Below are 25,549 nucleotides of genomic sequence, written 5' to 3'. Positions count from 1 at the left end.
CCTTTTGCTCCGGGATCAGTTCCCGGTTTGGTGCAGCCTGTCATCAAGGTACCGCCCCACCTGCGCCAGGACCTCGAGAACCTCCGGGTCCCGGGGGAGCATCACTTCGAACCGTTCCAGAACCGACCGTTGCCGTATCAGCCGCAGGGTGGCGGGAAAGTTGATGTCATAGATCCACGAGACCTGCAGCAGCTTGAAATCGTTGAGACTCTTCAGGGTGGAGAGCTGCACCATCTGCCCGGCAGCCACGGCGGCCAGAGGTTCGGTGGAACAGCCGGGGAGATCGGGAAAGCCAAGGCCCGCGCCTGAGGCGCGCTGGTCCTCCGGGGCATTGAAGTACTCAATAAATACGCGCCAGATGTCGAGCTTGTCGGCGTCGCGCAGCAGTTTGAGCAGATCGGTGGTGACGGCCGGGAGCCCTTGCGGAACCTGGAAGGCGTTGTGCATCCGCACCGCGGTCTCGATGCAGGCGCGATCCGCGCCGGGAAGAAAATCGAGCAGGCGATGCTGCTTCATGACTTGGGCGGAGAGGTGGGCGTGGTTCAGCGATTCGCTGTCCTTGAAGGTGTGGTAATCCCTGAATTGCGGGAAGCGGCCGAGGTCGTGGCACAACGCTGCGATTTGGGCCAGCATCTCGAAGCGAGGCCCCATCCCGTGCGCGATGAGCGAAGCATCCCGGCAGACGTTGCGGGTATGCTCCTCCTTCAGGTCGAAGTTGCGCTGCTGCTCCAGGTCCGGGGTCCGGAAGGAGCCGCAGTAGGAGGTGAACCAGTCGCGCAGCGGCGCCAGGTCCGGCAGTGCCTCATCACTCATCGTGCATCTTCTTGACCACGTACTCCGAGAACTCAGCCATCACCTTGGACTCGTCGCCACCCTGGTAGGAGATGATGCTGCGCAGGTGGGCGAAGGACTCTACGTCCATCTTGTCGAAGGCGCAGCCGATGCCTCCCTCGACCAGGCGCGCCACCGTCCCCTTCACGTTGATGACGACCGGATCGGGAGCCGCGGAGAGGTAGATGGTCACCTCGACCGGCGTGCCGACCGGAATCCGCTCCTGCGTCTCCATGTAGAGGCCGTGCAGACTGACGTCCGTCACATCTCCCTTAACCGCCACTCCCTCCGCCTGCAACAGCGCGGAGACCCTGAAATCGACCCGTGAAAAATTACGCCGTTCGTTCATCATGTCCCCCCTTCCAGACAGCCAGCTACAAAGGGGGCACGAGGCCCCCCTTGTGTTCCCTTAAGCTTGTTGGTGGCGCTAGTCTTCGAAGTTCCCTTCCGGACCCTTGTCCCTGGATAGGCCCTGGGCCTGCTTGGGAAGCTGCTCCTTGGTCCACTCCGCCGGGTTTTCGATGCGCTTCCCTTTCGGGCCGAGGTCGTAGGAGCCGGCCTTGAGGATGGCGTCGATGGCAAGCGGCGCGGTGTCGGAGGCGTTGAAGACATTCGCGATCAGGTTGTAGGCGAAATCCTCCACCCTCTTGCACATCCGCTCGCGCACGTCCCTGGGCTGGGCCAAGAGCTTGTTCTCGAACGGGAGGTTGAGGTTCTTGTAGTCCCCTTTCTTCCATCCTTTGGATTCGGCGAAGGCCACCATCTCGGCCCAGAGTTCCTCGGTCATCCCCTCGCCCTTCACCTTGATGAAGTTGCCGCTCTCGTCGAGTTTGGCGTTGCCGTAGTCGTTGACCTCGAGCCCCCAGGAGACGAACTGCAGTGCGGTAGCCACGTTGGCCTTGGTGGTGCGGGTTTTCCGGGAGATCTCGCGCAGCCTGTCGTAGCTGTTGCCGGAAGTGCCGTGCTGGGCCCCGTTGACGCCGTACTGCTTGATCGCCTCGTGGATCTGCGCGGTCAGCTCCACCTGGATGCCGGCGTCGGAAGCCTCGATGCCGTGGGTGGTGCCGTTGTTGAGAGCGATCCAGTCAGGGAAGATGCCGTGAGCGTTGAGGCCGCGGATCAAAAAGAGCGCCTCGGGTACGGTGGAGAGCCCCTCCTTCCCCTTGATCTCGCCCACCTCGGTCTCGAGGCCGGCCCAGGCCGGGATGATGCTGTTCAGCTCGATGTTGGCGAGGAGGTTCTCCTCGTCGGGGAGGTGTGACGCGTCGATGGCGATGGAGGTGATGCCGGCATCGAACATGCTCGGGATTTCGACCTTGGCCGATTTTACGTCCGCGTCCCCCTTGATGCCGTAGTGGTCGGCGTGGATGGCGACGGGGATGGTGATGCCGAGTTCGTTGGCGACGGCATCCACCTGGCGGGCCATGTTCCAGTAGTTGACCGGGCAGTATGCCTTCTGCCCCCCTTCGCTCTTGGCGATCTCGATGATGACGGCGGCGTTGGCCTTCTGGGCAGCGGCGAGTACGCCGCGGATGACGAAGTGGTTGCGGCCGTTGGCGGCCAGCGCCAGTGCATGCCCCTTCGCGTTCATGGCGCGGTCGATGACCTTGCCGCTGACCAGCAATGCTTTGGAATTGGGGAAGAGTTTCGCTACGTTGGGGGGACGACCTACCTCAAGCGCTTTGACGAAATCAGAAGATGTTGCAGTCATATCTCCTCCTTTGGGTGGGAATAAAAAATCACATGGCAAAAAGCCGATTCCTTATAACATCTTAATCATACAAAGGCAAGGACCTTCGCTAGCGCCCCAGTGAGAACCCGGTGCTACCCCCGCCGGAGAACGGGGCGCTACCGAGATATTCTCCCTTCCAGTACAGCGCGGCTTCGCCGGCTGGGAGACCGGCCTCGACCGGGGCGAAGGCGAACCGTTCCGGAGGATCCGTGCCGGCCGCAGCGACAGTGGCGAGCGGGTAACGGGCGAGGACCGGGAATTCGCCCCGCACCGTCTCTACCGCTCCCGGCTTTGCGGTCGTCCCGCGCCCGACCTGGTACTGCACACCTTTCTCACGCTGCGGCAGTTTCGCATGCAGCAGCAGCTCGGAGACCCCATCCCCGGAGAAGCGGAGGTCGTAACTTGGGGACCAGCTCACGTTACCTACCACGTAGGAGACGCGCGCCTTGCCGCCGGTGACCCAGATGCGCGCCGATGCCACCCCCTTGGAGGCGGCAGTCAACTCGCGCTCAACGGCATCGAGGGCGAGCCGGCATTTGCGCTTGCTGCGGTAAACCGCCTCCATCTGGTTCAGTGCGAACTCGGTTCCCTGCTGCAGCGTCACCACCGGGTCGGGATTGGCCTTGGTCTTCCTGGGCGCCTTGCCGCTTTGCGACTTGGCGGCGGCTGAGAAGATCTCCTCGCGCCGCGTCAGGGCCGCCATGCGGTCCTGCAACTCGCCCCGGCGTTCCCTGAGGCGCGCCAGTTCACCGGAACGGCGCCGGTCCTGCTCAGCCGGAACCAGCTCTACTCTCAGCACGGTCCCCCCCGGCGCCTTCACCCGGAGCGATCCCGGTGTAAAGCCGTCCGGCAACGGGAGCTCAAGATAGCCGCCGGAGGCGGGGAGTTCCTGCTCCACCCGCGCCCCGTCCTGAAACAGGGTGACGCTCTTTTGCCCGGCGCTGGCCTGCTTACAGGCCAGCACCGGGAGCAGAAAAAGGGCAAACAGCAACAGGCGCATGGGGCACCTCGCAACGGCGGCAGTAGGGGCTCAAAAAGCGCAAAGGAAAACTTTACAGTGCCCCGGTGCCATTGCAAGCAGCCGGTATGATTACTTCTCCACGTCGAGGAGCTCAACCTCGAAGATAAGGGTCGCGTTGGGGGGGATCACACCGGCAGCGCCGTTGGCGCCGTAGCCCAACTGCGGCGGAACGACCAGCTTCCTCTTCCCACCGACCTTCATGGACATTACCCCCTCGTCCCAGCCGGGGATCACTTCGCCGGCCCCGATCCTGAAGATGAAGGGCTGGCCGCGATCGAGCGAGCTGTCGAACTTGGTGCCGTTTTCCAGGGTCCCGGTGTAGTGCACCTTGACTCCCTTGCCGGAAGTCGGGGACGCACCGGTCCCGACCACGAGGTCGGTATAGGAAAGGCCGGATGGGGTGGTCACCGCACCAGCTGCGGCCTTGGCTGCGGTTTTCTCGGTCGCCGGCTGCTTGGCGGGATCCTTCTGGGAGCAGGCGGGAATGGCCACCGCCGCCATGAGCAGCAGCAGCACGAGGAACTTCTCTACGTTGCGCATCAACTTTCCTCCGTCAGGTTTCGATGATTTTTAATCCAGCATATGGATGAAGAGGCCACTTCTAAGTTTGGGCTCGAACCAGGTCGACTTGGGCGGCATGATCTTGTCCTCGTCGGCCAGCGACATCAGTTCCTCGATCGACGTCGGGAACAGCGAGAAGGCGACCATGTACTCGCCGGAATTGACCACCCGCTCCAGTTCCTCGACGCCGCGGATACCACCCACGAAGTGGATGCGCTGGTCGGTGCGCGGGTTGCGCACTCCGAGGACCGGGCTGAGCAGGTTGTCCTGCAGGATGGAGACGTCCATGGACGCGACCGGGTCGTTCTCAGGGAAGGAATCTTCGCGGGGGGTGAGTTCGTACCATTTGCCCCCCAGGTACATGCCGAAATGGTGACGCTCACCCGGGCTGAGCGCGCTGGAAACCGGGGTCACCTCGAAGCGCTCGCCCACGCGGGCCATGAACTCGGCGACGCCGCGGCCGTTTAAGTCCTTGACCACCCTGTTGTAGGGCATGATGGTCATCTCGTTGTCCGGGAAGATCACGGTGAGGAAGTAGTTGTACTCCTCGGTACCGGTGTGCTCAGGGTTGGCGTCCCTTCTCAGGTCGCGCACCCGGCTGGCGGCGGCGCTGCGGTGATGTCCGTCGGCTACGTAGAGGGTCGGAATGGCGGCGAAGCTTTTGGTGAGCGAGTCGATCAGCTTCGGGTCCGCGATGTCCCACAGGGCATGGGATACGCCGTCGTCGGTGGTGAAGTCGTAGATGGGGTCGGCCTGGGTGACCTTGTCGATGGTCGCGGTGAGGGCCGGGTCGTTTCGGTAGGTATAGAAGACCGGCTCGTCGTTCGCGTTGAGCGCGTCGATGTGCCTGACGCGGTCCTCTTCCTTGTCGGCCCTGGTCAGCTCGTGCTTCTTGATGGTGCCGGTCTGGTAGTCGTCCACGCCGGCGCAGACCACGAGGCCGGTCTGGGTGATGCTTCCCATCTTCTGGCGGTACACGTAGTAGCGCTCACTCTCGTCCTGCTGCAGGGTCCCCTCCGCCAGGAATCGCTCCAGGTTCTCGCGCCCCTTGACGTACACCGGGTCCGAATGCACATCGACGTCCCTGGGTAAATCGATCTCGGGACGGGAGATATGCAGGAAACTCACCGGGTTGCCGGCGGCCATCTGGATGGCCTCATCCGTGTTCATCACGTCATAGGGAAGAGCGGCGACCTTCTCGGCCAGCTCCTTTTTGGGGCGTACCGCCTTGAACGGTTTGATAAATGCCATAACTGCTCCTGTCTCCATTTGGTTCAACGTTCAACGTCAAGGGTTCAACGTCTAAAAATCAAGTTCTAGGTTCTAGGTTCTACGTTCTGCGCTCTGTAACTCTCCCGCGGTCCCGTCTCCGATCTGCGTTTGACGTCACTGGCTCCGGGTTCCAGCTTCCTGTTTCGCCTGAACCTTATCGGCGCCAGGGGCGCGGGCGTTAAAAATAGCGCTTTGCTCCGACAAACCGCTTCTGGAAATACGTGTCGTCCATGGAGCTCACCTTGATGTCGTCGCCGCGGCGCGGGGCATGGACGAAACGGCCGTTGCCGACGAAGATGCCGACGTGGTTGATCTCGTCGGCGGAGGCGCCGAAGAAGACCAGGTCACCGTCTTTTAGTTCCTCGCGCCCGACGGCATCCCCCACCCGGTACTGCTCGCGCGAGGTGCGCGGGATGTTGATGCCGCACAGGTTGTAGACCGCGCGCACGAAACCGCTGCAGTCCATGCCGTCGACCACGGTGTCCCCGCCCCAACGGTACGGGATGCCGACGAAGCGCTCGGCCGTGCGGGCGGCGATGTTGCCCATGTCACCGCGGTCGCGCTTAACCGGCTCCTCTTTCTTCTTGCCCGGAGGCACGGGCTTGGCCGGTTTGGTGATGGAGGGAGCGGGTGTCTTCTCGATCACGGTCTCCCGTACCAGGACGGTGCGGTCGGGCTGCGGCGGCGCGATGAAGTAGGAGCCGATGGTATGCTCCTTCACCAGCTTCTGGGCCACCTTGCGGGCCTCCTCCCGGCGGGGGAAATCCCCGAAGCGGACGGCGTAGATGCCGTTCTCCCGCTTGAAGTAGAAGGCCTCTATCCCCTGCTCCTGGAGCTTCCTGGTCAGCCGCTCCGCGTTTTTCACGTCCGAGAAGGCGCCCACCTGGATGGCGAAGCCCACGCTGGAAAGCCCGGCGCGCTGCGCGGCGCAGCCGGTGGCGGCGGGCGCGAGGAGAAGGAGATATATAATCAACAGTCTTGCTGCTTTGTGCATTGTCTATCCTTGTTTCATGCACCCCGCAAGGGGTGGGAAAAGCGTCCCCCGCCCCTTGCGGGAGGGGGGTAGGGGGTGGGGGTAGGTGCCACATCAGTGCTAATGGCAAGTTCACCCACCCCCCTGCCCCTCCCGTCAAGGGAGGGGGAGAGAACCGCTCGTTACTCCCGCCCCCGGAGGGGGAGGGCTGGGGAGGGGGACAGCCTCCCTCGTGAAAGGAGGAGTCGGAGCCTCCTAGATGTCCTTGGTTTCCCGACGCACTCCCATGAGGTACGGAACCACGAAGTCGTCGAGGGCGCCGTCCAGGACGTTGTCGGGGTTGCCGCTTTCGACGCCGGTGCGCAGGTCCTTGACCATCTTGTAAGGATGCAGGACGTAGGAGCGGATCTGGCTTCCCCAGCCGATCTCCTTCTTCTCGCCGGCGATATCGGCCGCCTTCGCCTCGCGCTCCCGAAGCTCCATCTCGTAGAGCTTGGAGCGGAGCACCTTCATCGCCGTGGCCTTGTTCATGTGCTGGCTGCGCTCGCTCTGGCAGGCCACCACGGTGCCGGTGGGAAGATGGGTGATCCTGATGGCCGAATCGGTGGTGTTGACGTGCTGGCCGCCGGCCCCCGAGGAGCGGTAGGTGTCGATCCTCAAATCGCTCTCCGGTATCTTGATCTCGATGTCGTCCTCCTCGATGACCGGGAAGATGAACACGGAGGCGAACGAGGTGTGACGCCGGGCGCTGCTGTCAAAGGGGGAGATGCGCACCAGCCGGTGGATCCCCGCCTCGGCCTTCAGGTAGCCGTAGGCGAACTCGCCGGTGACCGCGAAGGTCACCCCCTTGATCCCGGCGCCGTCACCCTCCTGGTAGTCGGTGATCTCGGTCTTCCACCCTTTCTTCTCGCAGTAGCGGAGGTACATGCGCAAGAGCATCTCGGCCCAGTCCTGGGACTCGGTGCCGCCGGCTCCGGAGTTGATGGAAACGAAGGCGCCGGAGGCGTCGTGGGGACCGGAGAGCATCCTGCGGAACTCCGCCTGACTCACCCCGTTCTCCAGCTGCTCGTTCATGGCGTGAACCTCGGCCAGGGTCGCCTCGTCCTGCTCCTCGCTCCCCAGTTCGATCAGCTCCTGGATGTCGCGGGCCTGGCGATCGAGGCTCTCCCAGGTGGTGACGTCCTTCTCCATCGCCATCCTGTCCTTGAGCACCTTCTGGGCCTTTTCGGCGTCGTTCCAGAAATCGGCGCGGGAGGTCAGCTCCTCGAGCTCGTGCATCCGCTCCTTCTTGTCATCTACGTCAAAGAGACCCCCGGAGTTTGTGGATTCGCCCGGCAAGGTCCTCTATCTTGGCTATTTCTTCTCTGAACATCTGGAGACTCCTTATGGTCGCATCGCCTGCAACGGCGATCATCGTTAGTGGCGAAAAAATCAGTTACGGCGCCCGCGATAGCAGGCGATCCCCATGCCGATGCTGCCGGAGAGGCAGATCAGGGCGAAGAGGTCGCCGAAGCGGTTGTAGAAGGTCCGCCCGGTGCCGGGGCGGATCTCCCCTTTCAGGGTCGCCTCCTCGAACAGCGGGGTCATGCCGCGGATGTGCCCCTTGCTGTCTATCACCGAGGAGATCCCGGTATTGGCGGCGCGCACCAGGGGGACCCTGTTCTCCACGGCCCGGAACACGGTCATGGAGAGGTGCTGGTAGGGGGCGGAACTCCGCCCGAACCAGGCGTCGTTGGTGATGTTCACCAGCACCTGGGCTCCCTTTTGGACATAGGCGCTGGCCACTTCCGGGAAGATCCCCTCGAAGCAGACCAGGACCCCGAGTTTCCCCGTGGAGGCCGGCAGCACCACCGCTTCCTTCCCCGGGGAGAAGTCCCCGATCCCGGCGACCAGCTTGTTCACGAAGGGGAGCAGCGGCGCCAGCGGCACGTACTCGCCGAAGGGAACCAGGTGCAGTTTGTCGCTTCTCCCGACGACGCCCCCCTGCTCGGAGATCAGGTACGCGCTGTTCAGGTAGCGCACCCTCCCCCCTTCCTCCTGGTAAGCGGGGCTTCCCACGACGAGCGGGCTCTTCAGCTCGGCGGCCAGCGCACTCACCCGTGCCGCATAGGCCGGCTCGCGCTGCAGGAAAAACGGCAGGGCGCTCTCGGGCCAGACCACCAGGGTCCCCGGCTCCTGGCACCCTTCACGGGTCAGCCGCTCGTAGGTCTTAAGCGTCGCGTCCTGGAAGGCCGGGTCCCACTTCACGTCCTGGGGGATGTTCCCCTGCACCAGCAACACCCGGCGCGCCTCCCCCCTCTCGCTGCGGGTCAGGGCGGAGACGCCGTAGACCATGGTGGCGGCCATGAGCAGCACCAGGAGCAAAAGTGCCCGCACCGGGTAGGGCTTGCGGTGGCGCGTCGAAACCCAGATCCGGTAGAACACGACGTTGGCGAGGGCGATCAGGAAGCTCACACCGTACACCCCGGTCAGGTCGCTGATCTGGATAAGAGGGAGGGTGCGGTACTGTGAATACCCGAGGCTCGCCCAGGGAAAGCCGGTCAGGACGTAGGAGCGGATCGCCTCCCCGCTCACCCACAAAAGGGGAAACGAACAAAGCAGCGGTATCCGGCTCTCTTCGCAGCGCCGCACCAGCCAGAGCACGACGCCCGGATAAAGCGCGAGGTAGCCGACCAGGACGAGATAGAGCGTAACGCTCACCGTCCAGTGCAGCTTCCCGTAGTTCATCATCACCACGTTGAGCCAGTAGAGAATTCCGGCATAGGCGACGCACCCGGCCGTGAAGCCGAGCCGGAAACCGAGCTGCGGCGAAACGCGGTCGGCGGCCAGAAAGAGCGGCACGAAGGCGATCCAGGCCAGGACGGATATCCCCGGCAGCGGAAACGAGAGTGCCAGCAAAACGCCCGACAGCAGTGCCAGCAGGTGGCGCCCCGCGGTCGCCTCGCCGGCGATGGCGGTTCTCGCGCTCACGACTCCTCGGACTCCCCGGCCTGCTCCTGCTTCCTGGCGATATGCACCTTGGCGATCCGTCTCTCGTCCGCCTCCAGGACGGTGAGGACCAGCGGGTCATTCTCGATCACGTCGCCTGCGGCCGGGATCCGGCCGGTGATATGAAACAGGAGTCCCCCCACCGTCTCGAAGTTCTCCTTCTCGATCTCCACGTCGAAGTGCTCTTCCAGCTCCTGGATGGGGAGCCTGCCGTCGGCGACGATGGAGCCGTCCCCTTGCACCGAGAGGCGCTCGGTCTCAAGGTCGTACTCGTCCTGGATGTCCCCAACGATCTCCTCGAGCAGGTCCTCGATGGTGACCAGTCCCGCCGTGCCGCCGTACTCGTCGATGACCACCGCCATGTGGACCCGCCGCTTCTTGAAGTCGTGCAGCAGTTCCTCTAGATTCTTGGTCTCCGGGATGAAGAAGGGGGGGCGGATCAGCTTCCTGAGTTCGATGGCCTCGTCGGGCTCCCCCCAGTACCTCAGCAGGTCCTTGGCGTAGATGAGGCCGATGATGTTGTCGATGGTCCCCTCGTAGACCGGGAGCCGCGAGTGCCCGGAGGCGATGATCGATTTCAGCACCTCGCGCACCTCGTTGTCGATGGAAACGCAGGCCATCTCCATGCGCGGCAGCATGATCTCGCGCACCATGGAGTCACCCAGGGTCAGGATGGAACGGATCATCGCGTTCTCCTCCTGGTTGATGACCCCTTCTTCCTCGCCGGCGTCCATGATCTCCTGGATCTCCGCCCCGGTGACCTTCTTTTTTCCGTACAAGAGCCGGGTCAGGGATTCGATGAGTCCCTGGCCCTTGCGTCCGTTACCCTCTTCCAAGGATGTGTCTCCTTAATGTCGCGTTGTCTTTCATAGCCCGCCCTGCCAGAAGGCGCGGAACAGCAGGTGCACCGCCAGGGTGATTCCCACCCCCACTACCGCCCCGACCACGACCTCCCGGGGGCGGTGGATCCTGAGCAGCAGGCGCGAATGGCTCACCATGGTGGCCAGGATGAAGCAGAAAAGCGCGATGAGCGGGTCATGGGTGTGCAGCGCCACGGAGGTGGCGATGGAGAAGGCGACCGCCGAGTGGCCGCTGGCGCCGCCCCCTTCGAGCGGCTTTCCCGTCCCCCCGCGCGCCTTGAGGATCACCACCACGATCAGCACCAGGACTGCCGAGACCACCATTCCCAGTTCCGACTCGGTCCCCAGCATCTCCAGCCCCAGCCTCTGCCAGGGGAGGACGTACTTGGAGAGCACGAGGTACCCCATGATGGCGGTGCCGAAGGCGGCGACCAGCACGGCGCCCGCCGCCACATCCTTGGCGAGTTTCGCCATCGGGTGGTACCCCGGCGAAATCATGTCCACCACCACCTCTATGGCGGTGTTGAGGAGTTCGGCGAAGAGGACGAAGCTGATGGCAAGCGCCAGCAGCATGAACTCGACCGAGGAGACCCGCAAGAGCAGCGCGGCGAACAGCACGGCGAGCGCGGCCAGGAAGTGGTAGCGCATGTGCTTTTGCGTGCGCGTGGTGTGGAGGATCCCCTCTATGGCGCAGTTCACGGAGTCGATGAAGCGGGTCGGCTTCATGTCAAGCCCCTGCCCCGGCTAGACAAGCCCTTCCTCGACCAGCAGGGAAAAGATCTCCCGCTCCTTGGCCTCCATGCGGGCGGCCTCGGCCTCGCCGCTTCTCTCATGGTCGTAGCCGGTGATGTGGAGGATGCCGTGCAGAAGCAGGAAATAGAGGCGCTCCAGGAAGGTCTGACCTGACTCCTCGGCCTCGCGCGCCGCGGTGTCGACGGAGATGACCACGTCGCCGAGAACGTCAGGGTTGATGGCGCCGAACTCACCCTCCTGCATGGCGAAGGAAATCACGTTGGTCGCCTTGTCGCGCCCGAGGTACTCCCGGTTCAGGACCCGGATGGCCCGGTCCCCGACGATGCTGACCGAGAGTTCCGCCTCAGGACATCCCAAGGCGTCTAAGATCCTCTGCGCCACCTTTCGCAGCTGCGTCTTCGCGACCGGCATCCGCCTTTGGCGGTTCGCTATCGATATCCTCTGGCTTCTTGGCAATCGTCTTCTCCTTGTAGGCGGGCTCGGGGTAATCGATGCGCTGGTGATAGATCCCCGCCAGTATCTGGTTGAAGCTCTTGGCTATCTCGTGCAGGTTCTTGAGGGTCAGCTCGCACTCGTCCAGCTGGCCGTCGATGAAGATGTTGTTGATGATCTTCTGCACCAGCCCCTGTATCCGCGCCGGCGTGGGGTCGGTGAGGGTGCGCGAGGCGGCCTCCACGCAGTCGGCCAGGAGCACGAGCCCCGCCTCGCGGGTCTGCGGCTTGGGCCCGGGGTAGCGGAAGTCACGCTCCTCTACCGGCGGGGTGCCCGGCGTCTCCAGCCCCTTCGCCTTCAGGTAGAAGTAGTTGATCAGCGAGGTGCCATGGGACTGCCGGATGATCTCGATGATCGACTGCCCGATGCGGTGTTCCTTGGCGAGCTCGACCCCGTCTTTCATGTGCGAGATCAGGATCAGCGCGCTCATGCTGGGGGAGAGCTTGTCGTGGCGGTTCTCGCCGTCACGGATGTTCTCGATGAAGTACTGCGGCTTCTTCAGCTTCCCGACGTCGTGGTAGTAAGCGGCGACGCGGGCGAGAAGCGGGTTGGCGTTGATCGCCTCGGCCCCCGCCTCGACCATGTTCCCCACGAGGACGCTGTGATGGTAGGTGCCGGGAGCGCGTATCATCAGTTCGCGCAAAAGCGGCGAGTTGAGGTTGGCGAGCTCCAGGAGCTTGACGTCGGTCGTGTACTGGAAGAGCGCCTCGATGAGCGGGATGGTGCCGGAAACGTAGACCGCGTTGATGAGGCCGCCCAGGAAGGCGAATATGATGCAGTAGAGCGGCTGCAGGGAGAGCGGGCTGTCGTTGTAGACGTGGAAGCAGACGGCCAGCGCCATGTTCACCGCGCTCACCTTGAAACCCGCGCTGTAAATGGTGCCGCGCTCCTTGCACTGGCGCACGCCGTGGGCGCCGACGATGCCACCCAAGAGGGCATAGACCACCACCTGGAGCGAGTTGTTCAGCATGATCCCGGTGAGCGGCGCCGTGATGGCGCAGTAGACCAGGGCGACCTCGGAGTTCAGGATGATCCGCACGATGATGGCGGAGGCCGCGAACGGGAAGAGGTAGAAGTAACTCGCCGTATCGATGGAAGGGAAGAGCCCCCCCATGGCGGTGGAGACGGTCGATACCAGCTTTAGTACGGCGAAGTTGGCCACCGTCAGGAGGGACAGCAGCAGGATGTCCTTGTTGGTCGGGTTGAACTTCCTGATGTTCTTGCGGCCGAACCGGTACGGGGCGTAGCAGAGCACAAGGATCAGGCCGAAGATCCCGAGGCCGGTCAGGACAGGGGTGCTGTTCCTGGCGGTGAACATCCTCTCCAGTTTCATCGCCTGCTCGGAACTGACGCGCTCACCCACGCGGACGATCATCTCGCCCCGCTTCATCTTGAAGAGCACCGGGCGCACCGCGGCGCGCGCTTCACTCTTCTTCGCGTCGGTACCGTTACGGTCGAACGAGAGGTTGGGGGTGATCATGCGCAGCGCCACCCCCTTGAGGAGCTCCAGGTCGTGGGGTGCCCCTCCCTGGGTGAGGCTGGTCCGCGAGAAGATGCGACGGGCGGTGGGGAGATCGATACTGGCGCTGTAGTCACCTGCGGCGACGTCCTGCCTGGTGGCCTCGTCCACCACCACGATGCCGTGGCGCAGGTCCGCGGCGAAGTGGCCGCGATCGGCGACGATGCGCTGCCGGTACAGGGGGGCCAGCTGCCGCCCCAGGTCGGAGAGGAAGGCCCGCTGCTGTTTCACGCGGGTAAGGGCGGCGAACTCCTGGGCGGAGATGTCGACCCCGAGGACGGCGACGATCGCCTTGCGCTTGGCCTCTCCGTGCAGGCTGGCATCGTCCACCACGTCAAGCGCGTCGTCGAAGCGGCGCACCAGTTCGATGTTGCCGTTAGAGGCGAGGGTGTAGACGAACGGCGCCGCCCCCTCCGCCTCGGCCCGCTTCTTCTCGGTCAGCAGCAGATCCTCGATCAGGTAGTCCTGCGACGCGCGGATGTCGGAGGTGGCGATGTCCCCCTCGCGGTAGTGCACCGAGAGGAACTGCGGGCTCGGGATGATGAGCAGGGTGAGGAATAACGCGGTGAGGAAGAGTATGATGAAGCGGCTGCGCTTCTCATGGCGGTCGCAGGTGAACCCCTGCGCAACCGCTTCCATCCAGCTGTCGCAGAGCCTGATCAGCGAACTCTTCTGAATTGTCTGTTTGTCGCCGCTTTCGGTGGGCATTATCTTCAATGGTTCCCGTGTCGTAAGGACAGAGACTGCGAGAATAGCAGCAAGGGGACAATATATCCCGTTTATTTCATTACTGTCAATCTAAACCAAATACGTTGGGAACCGCTGTCGCTTCGCCATGTTAGCAAAAATTTACAAAACCTGCTTCCCTTTGGGGGCAGATATGTTATATAACGAAGGCTCCATTAAGACGGGCGGTGCTGCCCGTTCATAATTAAAATTTCAATCCAGGGGGGTAGAGATGAGCCAGATAACCGACGTTTACGCCAGAGAAATACTTGATTCCAGGGGGAATCCGACACTTGAGGTCGAAGTGTTCCTGGATTCCGGTGCTATGGGTAGAGCCGCGGTTCCCTCCGGCGCATCGACCGGCGAGCGCGAGGCGCTGGAACTGCGTGACGGCGACAAGGGGCGCTATCTCGGCAAGGGCGTCGAGAAGGCCGTCGCCAACGTGAACGACATCATCGCCGACGAGATCACCGGCATGGACGCCACCGACCAGGTCGGCATCGACAAGAAGATGCTGGAGCTCGACGGCACCGACTTCAAGAGCCGCCTGGGCGCCAACGCCATCCTCGGCGTCTCCCTCGCCGTGGCCAAGGCCGCGGCCGACGAGGTGGGCCTGCCGCTGTACCAGTACATCGGGGGTTCCAACGCGAAGGAGCTGCCGCTGCCCATGATGAACATCATCAACGGCGGCGCCCACGCCGACAACAACGTCGACATCCAGGAATTCATGATCATGCCGGCCGGCGCCAAGAGCTTCAAGGAGGCCCTCAGGATGGGCGCCGAGATCTTCCACGCGCTGAAATCGGTCCTCAAGGCCAAGGGGTACAACACCGCCGTCGGCGACGAGGGTGGCTTCGCTCCGAACCTGAAATCCAACGAGGAGGCCCTCGAGGTGATCATGGAGGCGATCGTGAAGGCGGGCTACAAGCCGGGCGAGGAAGTGCTCCTCGCGCTCGACGTCGCTTCCTCCGAACTGTTCGAGAACGGGGTCTACACCCTGGAGAACGAGGCCGATTCGAAGAAGACCGCCGACCAGATGGTCGACTTCTATGAGAACCTGGTCAACAAGTACCCGATCATCTCCATCGAGGACGGCATGGCCGAGAACGACTGGGATGGCTGGAAGAAGCTCACCGACCGTCTGGGCAAGCGTATCCAGATCGTGGGCGACGACCTGTTCGTGACCAACCCCTCCATCCTCAAGGAAGGGATCAAGAAGGGGATCGCCAACTCCATCCTGATCAAGCTGAACCAGATCGGCACCCTGACCGAGACCCTCGACGCCATCGAGATGGCCAAGCGCGCGGGTTACACCTGCGTCATCTCGCACCGCTCCGGCGAGACCGAGGACGTAACCCTCGCCGACCTCGCCGTGGCGGTCAACGCCGGCCAGATCAAGACCGGTTCGCTCTGCCGCACCGACCGCGTCGCGAAGTACAACCAGCTCCTGAGGATCGAGGACGAGCTGGACGAAGTGGCGCTGTTCAGGGGGCACGAAGTCTTCTACAACGTGAAAAAGTAGGGGCAAATAAGCATTCGCCCGCTCATGTACCAGGGGCGCACCTTAACCGGGTGCGCCCTTTTTTGTCATTCCCCTCGCCCTTTGGGAGAGGGGCAGGGGTGAGGGTAGCGCAAAGAAATGACATTCATGGCCGTTGCGAGATCCCTCACCCGGCCTTCGGTCACCCTCTCCCGGAGGGGGCCGGTACTTGCCGGCGGATTCCCTTGCGCCTTCTTCCTCATGAAGGTATACTCCGACCCATGTTAACCTACCAGATAACGGCACAAGACCACCTGCGGCGCGTGGACAGTTTCATGCGCAACCTCCTACCCAGCGCGCAGTTCTCCTACCTCAAAAAGCTGATCAACTCGGGACATATCAAGGTGAACGGCGCTCCCGCCGAACCAGAGGACCTGCTGCGTTACGCCGACCAGGTGACGCTAAAGGAAAGCGCCAAGACCGCGGCGTTCCTCGCCCGGCTCACCCCGGAGCTCGACATCCTGTTCGAGGACAGCTGGATCATCTGCCTGAACAAGCCTGCGGGCCTCGCCGTGCACCGCACCGAGGACCCCGAAGAGATCACCCTGGTCGACCTGGCCGAGACACTTCTTAAAAAGCGCGACGGCGTCGGCAGGGTGCGTCCGGTGAACCGGTTGGACAAGGGAACTTCGGGGGCCATCATCCTGGCCAAGAGCGCGGTTGCAGCGGGTATGTTCGGGAAGATGGTGCAGGAGGAAGGGCTCGGCAAGCTCTACCTCGCCATGGTGGAGGGGAAACTGCAGAAGCAGGGAACCATCGATGCCGCACTCGACGGCAAGGAATCGCAGACCAGCTACGTGAGGATCTTCCAGGGGGGCGGCGTATCGCTGCTGGCCGTCTATCCGCTCACCGGCCGGATGCACCAGATCAGGCAGCACTTCAGGATGATCGGGCATCCGATCCTGGGTGACAAACGCTACGGCGGCAGGAATCTCTCCGGCTTCACCGGCCACGCGCTGCACTCTTTCCGGACCACCCTGGTACACCCGGCAACGGGGGAAGAGATCGATATCCCGGCGCCGTTACCGGATCAATTGCTGCGGCTTGCCACGCGCTGCGGCGCTGTAAGCGACGAGACCTTCCTCGCGACGCTCAACGAAGTCCCGGCCGCCGAGACCCTGGCCCTTTCCTAGTCCTCCCACCCCTGCGCGCCGATCAGCGGCACAAAACGGACGGCGCACAGGGTCTCGCGACGCAACTCCCCGCGCCAGTCACGCCGCACCCGCACCAGGTCCTGCAGATGCGGCGTCGGCCCAACCGGAATCACCAGTCTCCCTCCCGGCGCCAATTGCCGCTCAAGCTCTTCCGGTACGCCGGGCGCCCCGGCGGTGACCACGATGGCATCGTACGGGGCGTGTTCCCGCCACCCAAGGGTGCCGTCGCCAAGATGCACCGTAACGTTGCGGAAGCCCAGGTCGCGCAACCGCTCCGTGGCCTGATGCGCCAGCGCCGGGATCCGCTCCACCGTGAAGATTTCTGCCGCGCAGAGGCTCAAGACCGCTGCCGCGTACCCGGAGCCGGTGCCGATCTCCAGCACCTTTTCCGTCCCCTGCAATTCAAGCGCCTCGATCATATAGGCGACGATGTAGGGCTGGGAGATGGTCTGCCCTTCCTGGATCGGGAGCGGACCGTCCTCGTAGGCCAGGAACTCCATCCCGGCAGGGAGAAAGGATTCCCTGGGCACCTCGCCCATCGCCCTCAACACCGCCAGGTCCCGGATCCCCCGCCCCATAAGGTGCTGGTTCAGCATCCGCTCCTTCCTCGCGGCTAGTTCCCATTCTCCATCTGTGTTCATGGCTCCTCCGAAAGCCTCAATGCTACCACGGCCCCTCCCCACTACAAGGATCAGCTCAGGCGCCGCAGCGCTAAATATCCACTTCCAAGGCAGTCAGCACAGTAGCAGCGCCCGCACGACACTCTTAAACGATTCCAATACAGCCAACTAAAACATCGCCCATTCAACCTGTTGACTCTTATGCGGCGCGGGCGTACACTTAAATCGTAGCAGAGAGTTGTTCTTTGAAAACAGCTCTGGGGTACAGGTAAAGGTGGCGTGAGGTACCCTGATTATTCCACACTTAAAATTTCCCAGGTTTCAGACGTGGTGTGCAGGTCCAGATACTTCTATAGAACTGCCTAAAGCGTTTTCCGGGGAAATGCTTTACAAAAGAGCGTGGTCTCACATAAATCTTTACGGCACTCTGGAGCTAGTAGCTGGCGCTTAAGGAGATCAAGCCGATTGGCCTATAATAATCTCATCCGTCATGCGCGTAACAACCGCTTCAAAAAGGGGAAGAAACCGCGAGATACGGGTGACATGGTCCCGCCGGAGCATGTCTCTACGTCCGTTGGAAAAAGCTTCCACCGTCGGATAGGGGTAAAGGATCTCATGATTTAAGCGCCAGTTACATTTTCCAGGAAAGGCCCGGTGCGTCAGCATTCGGGCCTTTTTCACGTGCAGGACAGGCGTGGCGTCGACATGCCTTGTCGGCTTGGGCGGCCGCTGCGGCGATCTGCTCGATCTGCTCTGCGCCCGGTTTCCTTACAGCTTCCCTCTCAAGCCGTCCCCACCCTCCCCTTCCGCCCCTTTCATCCATTCCGCCCCATTCTCCCTTGCCTCCTCCATGTTCCTGTTCCGCATCCTTGCGACCTTCGACTCGAGCCCCTCCATGCAGGGCGGACCTGCGGTGCTATACTTAGCCGGGGCTAATCCCTACGAATCCAATGAACGGAGGTAGCCATGCCACGCGGATCGAGAATAACCATGGAAGAGAAAGGGCAAATGGCGGCCCGAAGCCTCGAGCCTTACATGCCCAAGCGAGGGCTTTCGGAAGGAACCGTCTGCAAGGGGTGCGGCATCGTCTACCGCAACAAGCGCTGGCAGATCGAAAGCGGCCCGTCTGGCGCGTCAAGCGGCGAGATCCTCTGCCCTGCCTGTCAGCGCATCGTGGGCGAAGACCCCGCCGGCGTCGTCACCCTCTCGGGCCCGTACCTGTCCCTACACAGGGAAGAGATCCTGAACATGGTGAGACAGCAGGAGACGAAGCACAGGGAGAAAAACCCACTGGGACGGATCATGGAGATCAAGGAGGAGAATGGCGGCATCGTCGTCACTACGACCGAGGACAAGCTGGCCCAGAAAATCGGGCGGGAGCTATACAAGTCGCAGCGCGGAGAGTTGCACTACAAGTGGAGCCACGACCAACACATGGTCCGGGTGGAGTGGAGCCGCTGACCCTGCCGGGCCGGAAATCGAAAGCCCCCCTTGCCTTACGGCAAGAGGGGCTTTTTTTTTGGATGGAGAGCGTTCAGCCGCGGCGCAGCGGATCGAACAGGTACTCCAGGCCATTGGCCTTCACTTCGTACATACACTCGAGCATGGCCCCCAGCTCACCTTCGGGGAAACCCTTCTGCCGCATCCAGACCAGGTACGGCTCGGGCAGGTCCACCAGCAGTGATCCCGCATATTTCCCATAGGGCATCCGGGTGCGGGCCAGCTTCAGCAGTTGGGCGGGGTCGGGGAAAAGATCCTCCAACGGCTACCCCTTCAGCTTCGCCTTGAGCAGGTCGCCGAGTGTGCCCATCCCTTTCGGAGCCTCGGAGACGGTCTTCTTGTACGCGTCCATGCTCTGCGCCTGCTCCTCGGCTGCACGGCTGACCGAAGCGAGTGCGAGGGAAATTTTCTTCGCCTCACGGTCCACCGACTCGACCTTGACCTCAACCTCCTGCCCTTCGGAGAGGACCTCCTTCGGATGCTGAATCCTCTTGCCAGCCCCCAGCTTGGAGATGTGGATCAGGCCGTCCACGCCGCTGGCCAGGGTCACAAAGGCGCCAAACGGGGTGAGCCTTGCCACCTTGCCGTTCTGGTAGGACCCTTCAGGGAAGGCGCTCGCGGCCTCTTCCCAGGGATCTGCCAGGGTATCCTTCAAGGAGAAGGAGATGCGGTTCTTCTCCCAGTCGATCGCCTTCACCACCACCTCAACTTCCTGACCGGCGGAAAGGACCTCGCTGACGTGATTCACGCGCGCCCAGGCCACCTCGGAAACCGGCAGGAGCCCCTCGACGGCGCCGATGGACACGAAGGCGCCGAAGTCGCGCAGCGACGTCACCGTCCCGGTCACGCGGTCGCCCACCTTGAGGGTTTCCTTCAGCGCGTCCTTCTGCTGCTGCTGTTCCTCCTCGAGCAGCGCCCGGTGGGAGATAACGATGTTGCGCCCCCTCTCGGAGTACTCGGTGATCTTGAAGGACATCTGCTTGCCCAACAGGGCCGCGGTGTCCTCAACCCTTCTCAGGGCGATCTGGGAGAACGGGCAGAAGGCGCGGGAACCGGCGACCTTCACCTCGAAACCACCCTTCACTTCCTTTTCGACCACGCCCTGAACCGGGATACCGGCGGCGTAAGCCTCCTCGAGCTGCGCGTTGCCGGCGGAGTGGCTGCCGCCGCCCCCTACATTGGTGGTGAAACGCATCTCGTTGTTGCGCGAAGAGACGAACCAGGCGGCGACCTTGTCACCGACCTTGACGCTCACGTTGCCCTCGGCGTCAAGGAGTTCCTTGATATCGAGGACCCCTTCGCCTTTACGGCCGGTATCCAGAAAGATCCAGTCCTTGGCGATCTGCAGTACCGTCGCCTCGACCTTGGCACCCGGCTCCAGGCGGCCGGCATCCTTCTGGCTCCGCTCGAACAGATCGGCAAAGCTCTCCTCTTCGGTTTCCATCTCTTCCCTGTGATCGTTATCCATTTAAGTACCTCTTCAACGTAATTGTCGCGCGCTTTAGCACTCATGGAGCATACAGGGGACCCCGTACCCTTGTCAACTACTTGAGCCGCTGCCAACCCATGTTTGTGACAGTGCGGTGCTGTACGCGCTGAATCAGGGTGACCTGCGGAAACAGCGATCCGCGTGGCAGGTAAATCTTTATTTAATTCCCGCGTCAAAAAATCCGATAGATGTTGCATCTTCATAGTTCACGGCAGCAACGCGAGGAGACAACAATGGGAGTGCTGGTTTGCTACGACGACTTTAGCTACGACGTGATCAACGACTATTTCCTGGATCACCTGCTGTCGACCGGATGCATTCTCGGGTTTGACAGATCGGAGCACTGGGTGAAAGAGGTGGATGCGGTTCTACCCGCCCCTTGCAGCGTAAGGCACACCCCGGTCTGACGCCGGCCCTGCCACACGGCCACCACCGCCTGCCCCCCCCCCGACACCACCGGTGCCGGCACAGAAAGCCATCGTCCAGAGGCCGGCGTGACTCCGCACGGCCATCCCCCGCCAAAGCAACTCCGGTTGTGGTAACATCTCCGGGTGCAGCGCCATCTGACCAAAAACGGAGGTCCTATGAACGTACCAGCTGCCCTGAAGCGGATCAGCGACACGATATGGGAACTGCCGGTAAGCTACAAGGAAGGGATGCTGGTTCCCGCCAGAATCGTCGCCAGCGAGAAGCTCGTCAAAGAAATGGACGCCGGCGTTTTCGAGCAGGTGAGCAACGTCGCCACGCTTCCCGGTATCCAGCGCTACGCCTACTGCATGCCGGACGGCCACTGGGGATACGGGTTCCCCATCGGGGGGGTAGCCGCCATGGATCCCCGTTCCGGCGTTATCTCCCCGGGGGGCATCGGCTTCGACATCAACTGCGGGATGCGGCTCGTGCTCACCAGCCTGACCGCCGAGCAGGTCCAGCCCAAACTGCACCAGCTCGTCGACCGGCTTTTCGCCCGCATCCCCACCGGCGTCGGGTGCCACGGCTTTATCAAGATGAAGGGGGACGATTTCCGTTCCGTGGTGCAGCAGGGCTCGCGCTGGTGCCTCAAAAACGGCTTCGCCAACCAGCAAGACCTGGAGATGACCGAGGAAGGAGGGTGCTTTCCGGGGGCGGACGCCACACATATCAGCGACAAGGCGGTGGAACGCGGGTACAACCAGTTGGGCACGCTCGGGAGCGGCAACCATTACTGCGAGATCCAGGTGGTGCAGCCGCAAAACATCATGGACCCGGAACTCGCCGGCTCATTCGGCCTCACCACGGTTCCCAACCAGGTGGTGATCATGTTCCACTGCGGCAGCAGGGGGTTCGGCCACCAGGTGGCCACGGACTACCTGAAGCTCTTCCTCTCGGTCATGGAACGCAAGTACGGCATCAAGATCGTGGACCGCGAGCTCGCCTGCGCCCCCTTCCATTCCCCCGAGGGGCAGGCCTATTTCAGCGCCATGAAGTGCGCCGTCAACATGGCTTTTGCCAACCGCCAGGTCATCCTGCACCGGATCCGCGAGGTATTCTCCGACGTGTTCCACGCCTCGCCGGACGATCTCGGCCTGCGCATGGTGTACGACGTGGCCCACAATACCGCCAAGCTCGAAAAGCACCTTGTCAACGGCAGCAGCAAGGAACTGCTGGTCCACCGCAAAGGTTCGACCCGCGCCTTCGGCCCGGGGCTCCCGGGACTTCCGGAGTGTTACCAAAAGACGGGACAGCCCGTGATCATCGGTGGGAGCATGGAGACCGGCTCCTACCTGCTGGCCGGCATGGCGACCGGCGCCGATGCCTGGTACACCACGGCGCACGGCAGCGGCAGGACCATGAGCCGCCACGAGGCGAAAAAGAAATTCCGGGGCGACAAGCTGCAGCGCGAGATGGAGCAGCGCGGGATCTACGTGCGCACCGACTCTTTCGGCGGGCTGGCAGAGGAGGCGGGTGCCGCCTACAAGAACATCGACGAGGTGGTGGAGGCGACCGAGCTGGCCGGGTTGAGCAAGCGGGTGGCGCGTCTGGTGCCGATCGGGAACATCAAGGGGTGAGGGAGGATCGCCATGCCGTACCAGTACCGCGGTGATATCGCCCATGCCGATGTGGCGTTCGACGCCTGGGCGCCGACCCTGGATGAGCTGTTCCGGGAAGCGGCACGGGCCACCATGCATGTCATGGTCGAGAACCTGGAGCAGGTCCGCCACGTTCAGTCGATTGAGCTTACGCTGGAGCAGGAAAACGAGGAGATGCTTCTCTTTGACTTCCTGAACGAGCTGATTTTCTACAAGGACGCCCGCCGGCTGATCCTGCTCCCCGGCGCCGTCTCCATCTCCCCCGGCGACGTCGGCGTCACCATACGGGCGACGCTGTCGGGAGAAGAGATCGATCCGGGCCGCCACGAGGTGGGCACCGACGTGAAGGCCGTGACCATGCTGCGCTACGGGGTGGAACGGGTGGCGCAGGGGTGGCGGGCGACGGTGGTGCTGGACGTGTAGGATCAGCCGATGGTGAAGGAAGGGTCGATGATGCGCCCGCTGTGACAGACCGGGCAGCGCCCGGGCTTTTTCAGGCGCTCCCGCTTCTGAAATGAAAAACCGCACTCCAGGCAGCGGGGCGGGGTCATGTCCAGCCTGCCATGGAGCGCGGTCCTTAGATGCTCGAGGTGCTCCAGCACCTCCTTTTCCGGAATTCCCACCAACCCCGAGAGTTCCCTCACCGTCAGGTTCTCCTCCCGCAGCAACACAGTCAGTTCCCGCCGCACGGTATCCTGCCGCGGCGGCGGGATGAAGGGGTGTCTCGGGCGCTCCTTCACCCGGTCACCACCAGCTTGTTGACCACCTCGGTCACCCCCAGCACATACCAGGCGTCCGACTCGGCGGCCAGTTTGTTGTCCGGCGTCGGTACCGCACCCTCCAGCGTGACCAACCCATTGGTGCTATGGATCGAGATCTGCGACGCATTCACCAGGGGATCCTTCTCCAGGACGATCCTGATCAGGTCCACCATTTCATCGTCGTTCTCATCGGGGTCGGACCACACCTCGATGCCGTTGACCACGTCCTTGCTCCCCGGCACCCACCAGGCCAGGACGCCCGCCAGCCGTTTGTGCGAGATGCTCTCCGCCCTGCCGTTCAGGATGACGACGCCGTCGTTGACCTCGACCTCGACGACCCGCTCCAGCCCACGCTGGGCGGTTCCGCGCACCTCTTCAAGCTCCTGCTTCACGATGGCCTGCACCGCGTACTGCATGAAAGCGGGCTCGCTGGCGAGTGCGTTGCAAACATGGTCACGGATGGCGCCGTCCTCCATCTGCTCAGACGGCTCGACGCGCAACCGGTCCACGAGGCCGGTGACCGGCAACGGCCTGGCTGCTATCCCGAGGGCAAGTTTCTTCGCGGCAATCCCGCCGACTTCGCCCGCGATGGTGACGACGCCGTCGGCAAAGCTCAGCTCGACGGGATGGCCGTGCAGATTCACCCGCGGCTCCCGCTCGAGTGCCGCCCGAATGGTCCCGATGACCTCTTCCGCTCTGATCATGGCTCTCCCCCTTTTCCCATGTGAATAGCCGCCGCGATGGGCTAATAAAGACCAAGGCGACAAGGGAACATTGTAGCACGGGGAGATGGGTTGTCGAACGGGTGTGGCGGGCAGACAGGCGCGGAAGGGCGAAGCGGCAGAATCAATCGGGCAACGGCGGCAGAGGACTGCCGCCGCATGTGTTAAAGGATGCGGTTCAGGAAGGATTTGATGCGGTCGTGCTCCATCTGGTTGGCGAAGAAGTCCTCCGGGGTCCCCTGCGCAACGAAGGCGCCCTTTTCCATGAAGATCACCCGGTCCGCCATTTCCTTCGCGAACCCCATCTGGTGGGTGACGATGATCATGGTCATCCCCTCCTTGCCGAGGTCGCGGATGGTGTCGAATACCTCCCCGATCAGCTCGGGGTCGAGCGCTGAGGTGGGCTCGTCGAAGAGCATCAGCTTGGGTCGCATGGCAAGTGCCCGGGCGATGGCCACCCGCTGTTTCTGCCCCCCGGAAAGGGTGGCGGGGTAGACGTCGCGCTTGTCGGAGAGACCGACTTTGGCCAGCATGTCCAATGCGATCTCACGCGCCTCCTCGGGGCTCTTCTTCTGCACGGTCAGCGGCCCTTCCATCACGTTGCCGAGGACGGTCATGTGCGGGAACAGGTTGAAATGCTGGAACACCATCCCGATCTCGGAGCGCAGCGCGCAGATCTTGTGCGGGACGTCGAGGTGCCGCCTCCCATGCTTGCTGGTCACGTAGCCGATTTCGTTCCCCTCGAAGATGATGGTCCCCTCCTCTATCTCCTCGAGGAAGTTGATGGAGCGCAAAAGCGTCGACTTGCCCGAGCCCGACGGGCCGATGATGACCACGATCTCGCCGGGGCAGACGTCGAGGTCGACGCCGTTCACGGCGGTGAGCGATCCGAAGTGCTTGGTGATCCCCTTGAGGCTTAACAACGGTTGGTTAGCGGTTTTCATAGATGCCGGCCCGGACCTCGATCTTTTCGAAGACGAAGGTGAAGATGGTGGTGAACAGCAGGTAGATGAGCGCCGCCAGGATGAGCGCCGTCACGTTGAAGTAGGCGTTGAACATCTGGTCAGCGGAGCGCATCAGTTCGACCATGGCGATGGTGGACACAAGCGCCGTGTCCTTGATGAGCGCGATGAACTCGTTGCCGATGGGGGGCATGAGACGCTTGTAGGTCTGCGGGATGATCACCCGGCGCATCGCCTGCCAGTAGCTCATGCCGATGGCTTTGGCCGCCTCCATCTGGCCGTGCTCGATGCTCTGAATGCCGCCGCGGATGATCTCGCCCAGGTAGGCGGAGTAGTTGAGCCCGAGGCCGAGGATGGCGGCGGTGAAGGGTTTGAAGGTGATCCCCATGGACGGGAGGCCGTAGTAGATGAAGAAGAGCTGCAGAAGAAGCGGGGTTCCGCGGAAGAGCCAGATGAAGAACCAGCAGAGACCGGAGACCGGCTTGAAGGTGCTGATGCGCCCCAGCGCGATCAAAAGCCCTCCCACCGGCGAGATCAGGATGATGCAGACCACCAGGGTGATGGTCATCACCGCCCCTTTAAGCAACTGCGGCAGGAAACGGAGGCAGTCCTCGATGAAGACCTTGTAGCGGGGCGTCTGTTCCTGCTTGACCGATGCGAGGAAGTTCAGCGCCTCGCTGTTGTCGGGGTAGACAGCAAGGACTTCCTTCGCGGCGGAACTCGCCTGCTCCATGTCCTTCAGGGCAAACTGCAGCCTCGCGATCTGCATCCTGCTCCTGACGAAGGCGCCACTTTCGTCCCCCTTCTCGAACTCGACCTTCTTCAGCAGGGCGATCGCGGCGGGGAGATCCCCCTGTGCCATGGCGTCGTTGGCATCGGTGAAGAGCTGATCGTAATCCTTGGCGAAGGAGACTGAAGCGACGAGTAACAGCAAGCATGAAAAAAGCAGGATCGATCTTTTGACGACCCTGCCGGTAAAAAATTTCATCGGCACACCTGATTTAACT

The 25,549-nt window shown here is 62.6% G+C and carries 26 protein-coding genes; 6 read left to right on the top strand and 20 right to left on the bottom strand.

Going from position 1 to position 25,549, the window contains the following annotated elements:
• Positions 1 to 15: 15 nt before the first annotated feature.
• The 13 genes from KP001_RS21060 to KP001_RS21000 all read right to left on the bottom strand — a co-directional run bounded on the left by KP001_RS21060 (position 16) and on the right by KP001_RS21000 (position 13,710).
• Complete coding sequence (locus tag KP001_RS21060) at positions 16 to 813, bottom strand: HD domain-containing protein (protein WP_217287440.1); 798 nt, start codon at positions 811 to 813, stop codon at positions 16 to 18.
• The gene (locus KP001_RS21055) at positions 806 to 1,180 is read right to left on the bottom strand and encodes a PilZ domain-containing protein (protein WP_217287439.1); all 375 of its coding nucleotides are present in this window, start codon (positions 1,178 to 1,180) and stop codon (positions 806 to 808) included. The genes KP001_RS21060 and KP001_RS21055 overlap by 8 nt, the downstream gene beginning before the upstream one ends.
• Before the next feature lie 78 nt (positions 1,181 to 1,258).
• Positions 1,259 to 2,542, bottom strand: coding sequence for a class II fructose-bisphosphate aldolase (locus tag KP001_RS21050; protein WP_217287438.1), 1,284 nt, complete (start codon positions 2,540 to 2,542; stop codon positions 1,259 to 1,261).
• Positions 2,543 to 2,630: 88 nt separating this feature from the next.
• Positions 2,631 to 3,563 (bottom strand): DUF4140 domain-containing protein, encoded by a 933-nt coding sequence (locus tag KP001_RS21045; RefSeq protein WP_217287437.1) that lies wholly within the window; start codon positions 3,561 to 3,563, stop codon positions 2,631 to 2,633.
• Positions 3,564 to 3,653: 90 nt separating this feature from the next.
• A complete protein-coding gene (locus KP001_RS21040) occupies positions 3,654 to 4,124 on the bottom strand; it encodes an FKBP-type peptidyl-prolyl cis-trans isomerase (protein ID WP_217287436.1) in 471 nt (156 codons plus the stop codon).
• Between the two features lie 30 nt (positions 4,125 to 4,154).
• Entirely contained in the window at positions 4,155 to 5,396 is a 1,242-nt protein-coding gene (locus KP001_RS21035) for a DUF1015 domain-containing protein (protein WP_217287435.1), read from the bottom strand.
• A gap of 199 nt (positions 5,397 to 5,595) precedes the next feature.
• Positions 5,596 to 6,411: an NlpC/P60 family protein gene (locus KP001_RS21030; protein ID WP_217287434.1), complete on the bottom strand. Its 816-nt coding sequence runs from the start codon at positions 6,409 to 6,411 to the stop codon at positions 5,596 to 5,598.
• A 234-nt stretch (positions 6,412 to 6,645) separates the two neighbouring features.
• A protein-coding gene (prfB, locus tag KP001_RS21025; RefSeq protein WP_217287433.1) for a peptide chain release factor 2 occupies positions 6,646 to 7,762 on the bottom strand; the annotation gives its coding sequence in 2 pieces (ribosomal slippage) (positions 6,646 to 7,692 and positions 7,694 to 7,762; 1,116 coding nt in all).
• Positions 7,763 to 7,821: 59 nt separating this feature from the next.
• Positions 7,822 to 9,360, bottom strand: coding sequence for an apolipoprotein N-acyltransferase (gene lnt / locus KP001_RS21020; protein ID WP_217287432.1), 1,539 nt, complete (start codon positions 9,358 to 9,360; stop codon positions 7,822 to 7,824).
• The gene (locus tag KP001_RS21015) at positions 9,357 to 10,214 is read right to left on the bottom strand and encodes a hemolysin family protein (RefSeq protein WP_217287431.1); all 858 of its coding nucleotides are present in this window, start codon (positions 10,212 to 10,214) and stop codon (positions 9,357 to 9,359) included. Before KP001_RS21015 ends, lnt begins: the two co-directional genes overlap by 4 nt.
• 30 nt (positions 10,215 to 10,244) lie before the next feature.
• Complete coding sequence (locus KP001_RS21010; protein ID WP_217287430.1) at positions 10,245 to 10,964, bottom strand: diacylglycerol kinase; 720 nt, start codon at positions 10,962 to 10,964, stop codon at positions 10,245 to 10,247.
• An 18-nt stretch (positions 10,965 to 10,982) separates the two neighbouring features.
• A complete protein-coding gene (gene ybeY, locus KP001_RS21005) occupies positions 10,983 to 11,402 on the bottom strand; it encodes an rRNA maturation RNase YbeY (RefSeq protein ID WP_217287429.1) in 420 nt (139 codons plus the stop codon).
• Positions 11,335 to 13,710 carry an HD family phosphohydrolase gene (locus tag KP001_RS21000; RefSeq protein WP_217289670.1) on the bottom strand — a complete coding sequence of 792 codons (2,376 nt, stop codon included), beginning with the start codon at positions 13,708 to 13,710 and terminating at the stop codon, positions 11,335 to 11,337. Before KP001_RS21000 ends, ybeY begins: the two co-directional genes overlap by 68 nt.
• Positions 13,711 to 13,960: 250 nt before the next feature.
• On the opposite strand from KP001_RS21000, the gene eno reads away from it, so the two are divergent.
• Positions 13,961 to 15,250 (top strand): phosphopyruvate hydratase, encoded by a 1,290-nt coding sequence (eno, locus tag KP001_RS20995; RefSeq protein WP_217287428.1) that lies wholly within the window; start codon positions 13,961 to 13,963, stop codon positions 15,248 to 15,250.
• A 293-nt stretch (positions 15,251 to 15,543) separates the two neighbouring features.
• The gene (locus KP001_RS20990) at positions 15,544 to 16,401 is read left to right on the top strand and encodes an RluA family pseudouridine synthase (RefSeq protein WP_239027843.1); all 858 of its coding nucleotides are present in this window, start codon (positions 15,544 to 15,546) and stop codon (positions 16,399 to 16,401) included.
• Here the strand turns inward: KP001_RS20990 and KP001_RS20985 are convergent.
• Positions 16,398 to 17,063, bottom strand: a complete 666-nt coding sequence (locus KP001_RS20985; RefSeq protein WP_217287426.1) for a protein-L-isoaspartate(D-aspartate) O-methyltransferase — start codon at positions 17,061 to 17,063, stop codon at positions 16,398 to 16,400. The genes KP001_RS20990 and KP001_RS20985 overlap by 4 nt on opposite strands.
• A 945-nt stretch (positions 17,064 to 18,008) precedes the next feature.
• Between KP001_RS20985 and KP001_RS20980 the strand changes: the two genes are divergently transcribed.
• Positions 18,009 to 18,503, top strand: a complete 495-nt coding sequence (locus KP001_RS20980; protein ID WP_217287425.1) for a BCAM0308 family protein — start codon at positions 18,009 to 18,011, stop codon at positions 18,501 to 18,503.
• A 73-nt stretch (positions 18,504 to 18,576) separates the two neighbouring features.
• Here KP001_RS20980 and KP001_RS20975 read toward each other — a convergent pair whose 3' ends face one another.
• Positions 18,577 to 18,804: a DUF3820 family protein gene (locus tag KP001_RS20975; RefSeq protein WP_217287424.1), complete on the bottom strand. Its 228-nt coding sequence runs from the start codon at positions 18,802 to 18,804 to the stop codon at positions 18,577 to 18,579.
• A 3-nt stretch (positions 18,805 to 18,807) separates the two neighbouring features.
• A complete protein-coding gene (rpsA, locus tag KP001_RS20970) occupies positions 18,808 to 20,010 on the bottom strand; it encodes a 30S ribosomal protein S1 (protein WP_217287423.1) in 1,203 nt (400 codons plus the stop codon).
• Positions 20,011 to 20,264: 254 nt separating this feature from the next.
• Here rpsA and KP001_RS20965 point away from each other — a divergent pair, with 254 nt between their 5' ends.
• The 3 genes from KP001_RS20965 (at position 20,265) to KP001_RS20955 (ending at position 22,520) form a co-directional block, all read left to right on the top strand.
• Positions 20,265 to 20,438: a GSU3473 family protein gene (locus KP001_RS20965; RefSeq protein ID WP_217287422.1), complete on the top strand. Its 174-nt coding sequence runs from the start codon at positions 20,265 to 20,267 to the stop codon at positions 20,436 to 20,438.
• A 177-nt stretch (positions 20,439 to 20,615) separates the two neighbouring features.
• Positions 20,616 to 22,076, top strand: a complete 1,461-nt coding sequence (locus tag KP001_RS20960; RefSeq protein WP_217287421.1) for an RtcB family protein — start codon at positions 20,616 to 20,618, stop codon at positions 22,074 to 22,076.
• 12 nt (positions 22,077 to 22,088) lie between these two features.
• Positions 22,089 to 22,520: an archease gene (locus KP001_RS20955; protein ID WP_217287420.1), complete on the top strand. Its 432-nt coding sequence runs from the start codon at positions 22,089 to 22,091 to the stop codon at positions 22,518 to 22,520.
• Between the two features lie 2 nt (positions 22,521 to 22,522).
• On the opposite strand, the gene KP001_RS20950 is transcribed toward KP001_RS20955, so the two are convergent.
• From KP001_RS20950 to KP001_RS20935, 4 genes are all read right to left on the bottom strand, one after another.
• Entirely contained in the window at positions 22,523 to 22,837 is a 315-nt protein-coding gene (locus KP001_RS20950) for an ArsR family transcriptional regulator (protein ID WP_217287419.1), read from the bottom strand.
• Complete coding sequence (locus tag KP001_RS20945; RefSeq protein ID WP_217287418.1) at positions 22,834 to 23,562, bottom strand: BON domain-containing protein; 729 nt, start codon at positions 23,560 to 23,562, stop codon at positions 22,834 to 22,836. The genes KP001_RS20950 and KP001_RS20945 overlap by 4 nt, the downstream gene beginning before the upstream one ends.
• A 182-nt stretch (positions 23,563 to 23,744) precedes the next feature.
• Positions 23,745 to 24,524, bottom strand: coding sequence for an amino acid ABC transporter ATP-binding protein (locus tag KP001_RS20940; protein WP_217287417.1), 780 nt, complete (start codon positions 24,522 to 24,524; stop codon positions 23,745 to 23,747).
• Positions 24,511 to 25,530: an ABC transporter permease subunit gene (locus tag KP001_RS20935; protein ID WP_217287416.1), complete on the bottom strand. Its 1,020-nt coding sequence runs from the start codon at positions 25,528 to 25,530 to the stop codon at positions 24,511 to 24,513. The genes KP001_RS20940 and KP001_RS20935 overlap by 14 nt, the downstream gene beginning before the upstream one ends.
• Positions 25,531 to 25,549 lie beyond the last annotated feature (19 nt).

Source organism: Geomonas subterranea, from assembly GCF_019063845.1.
In the GTDB taxonomy this organism is placed as follows: Bacteria; Desulfobacterota; Desulfuromonadia; order Geobacterales; family Geobacteraceae; genus Geomonas; species Geomonas subterranea.
This window is presented reverse-complemented; position numbering and strand designations above follow the sequence as displayed.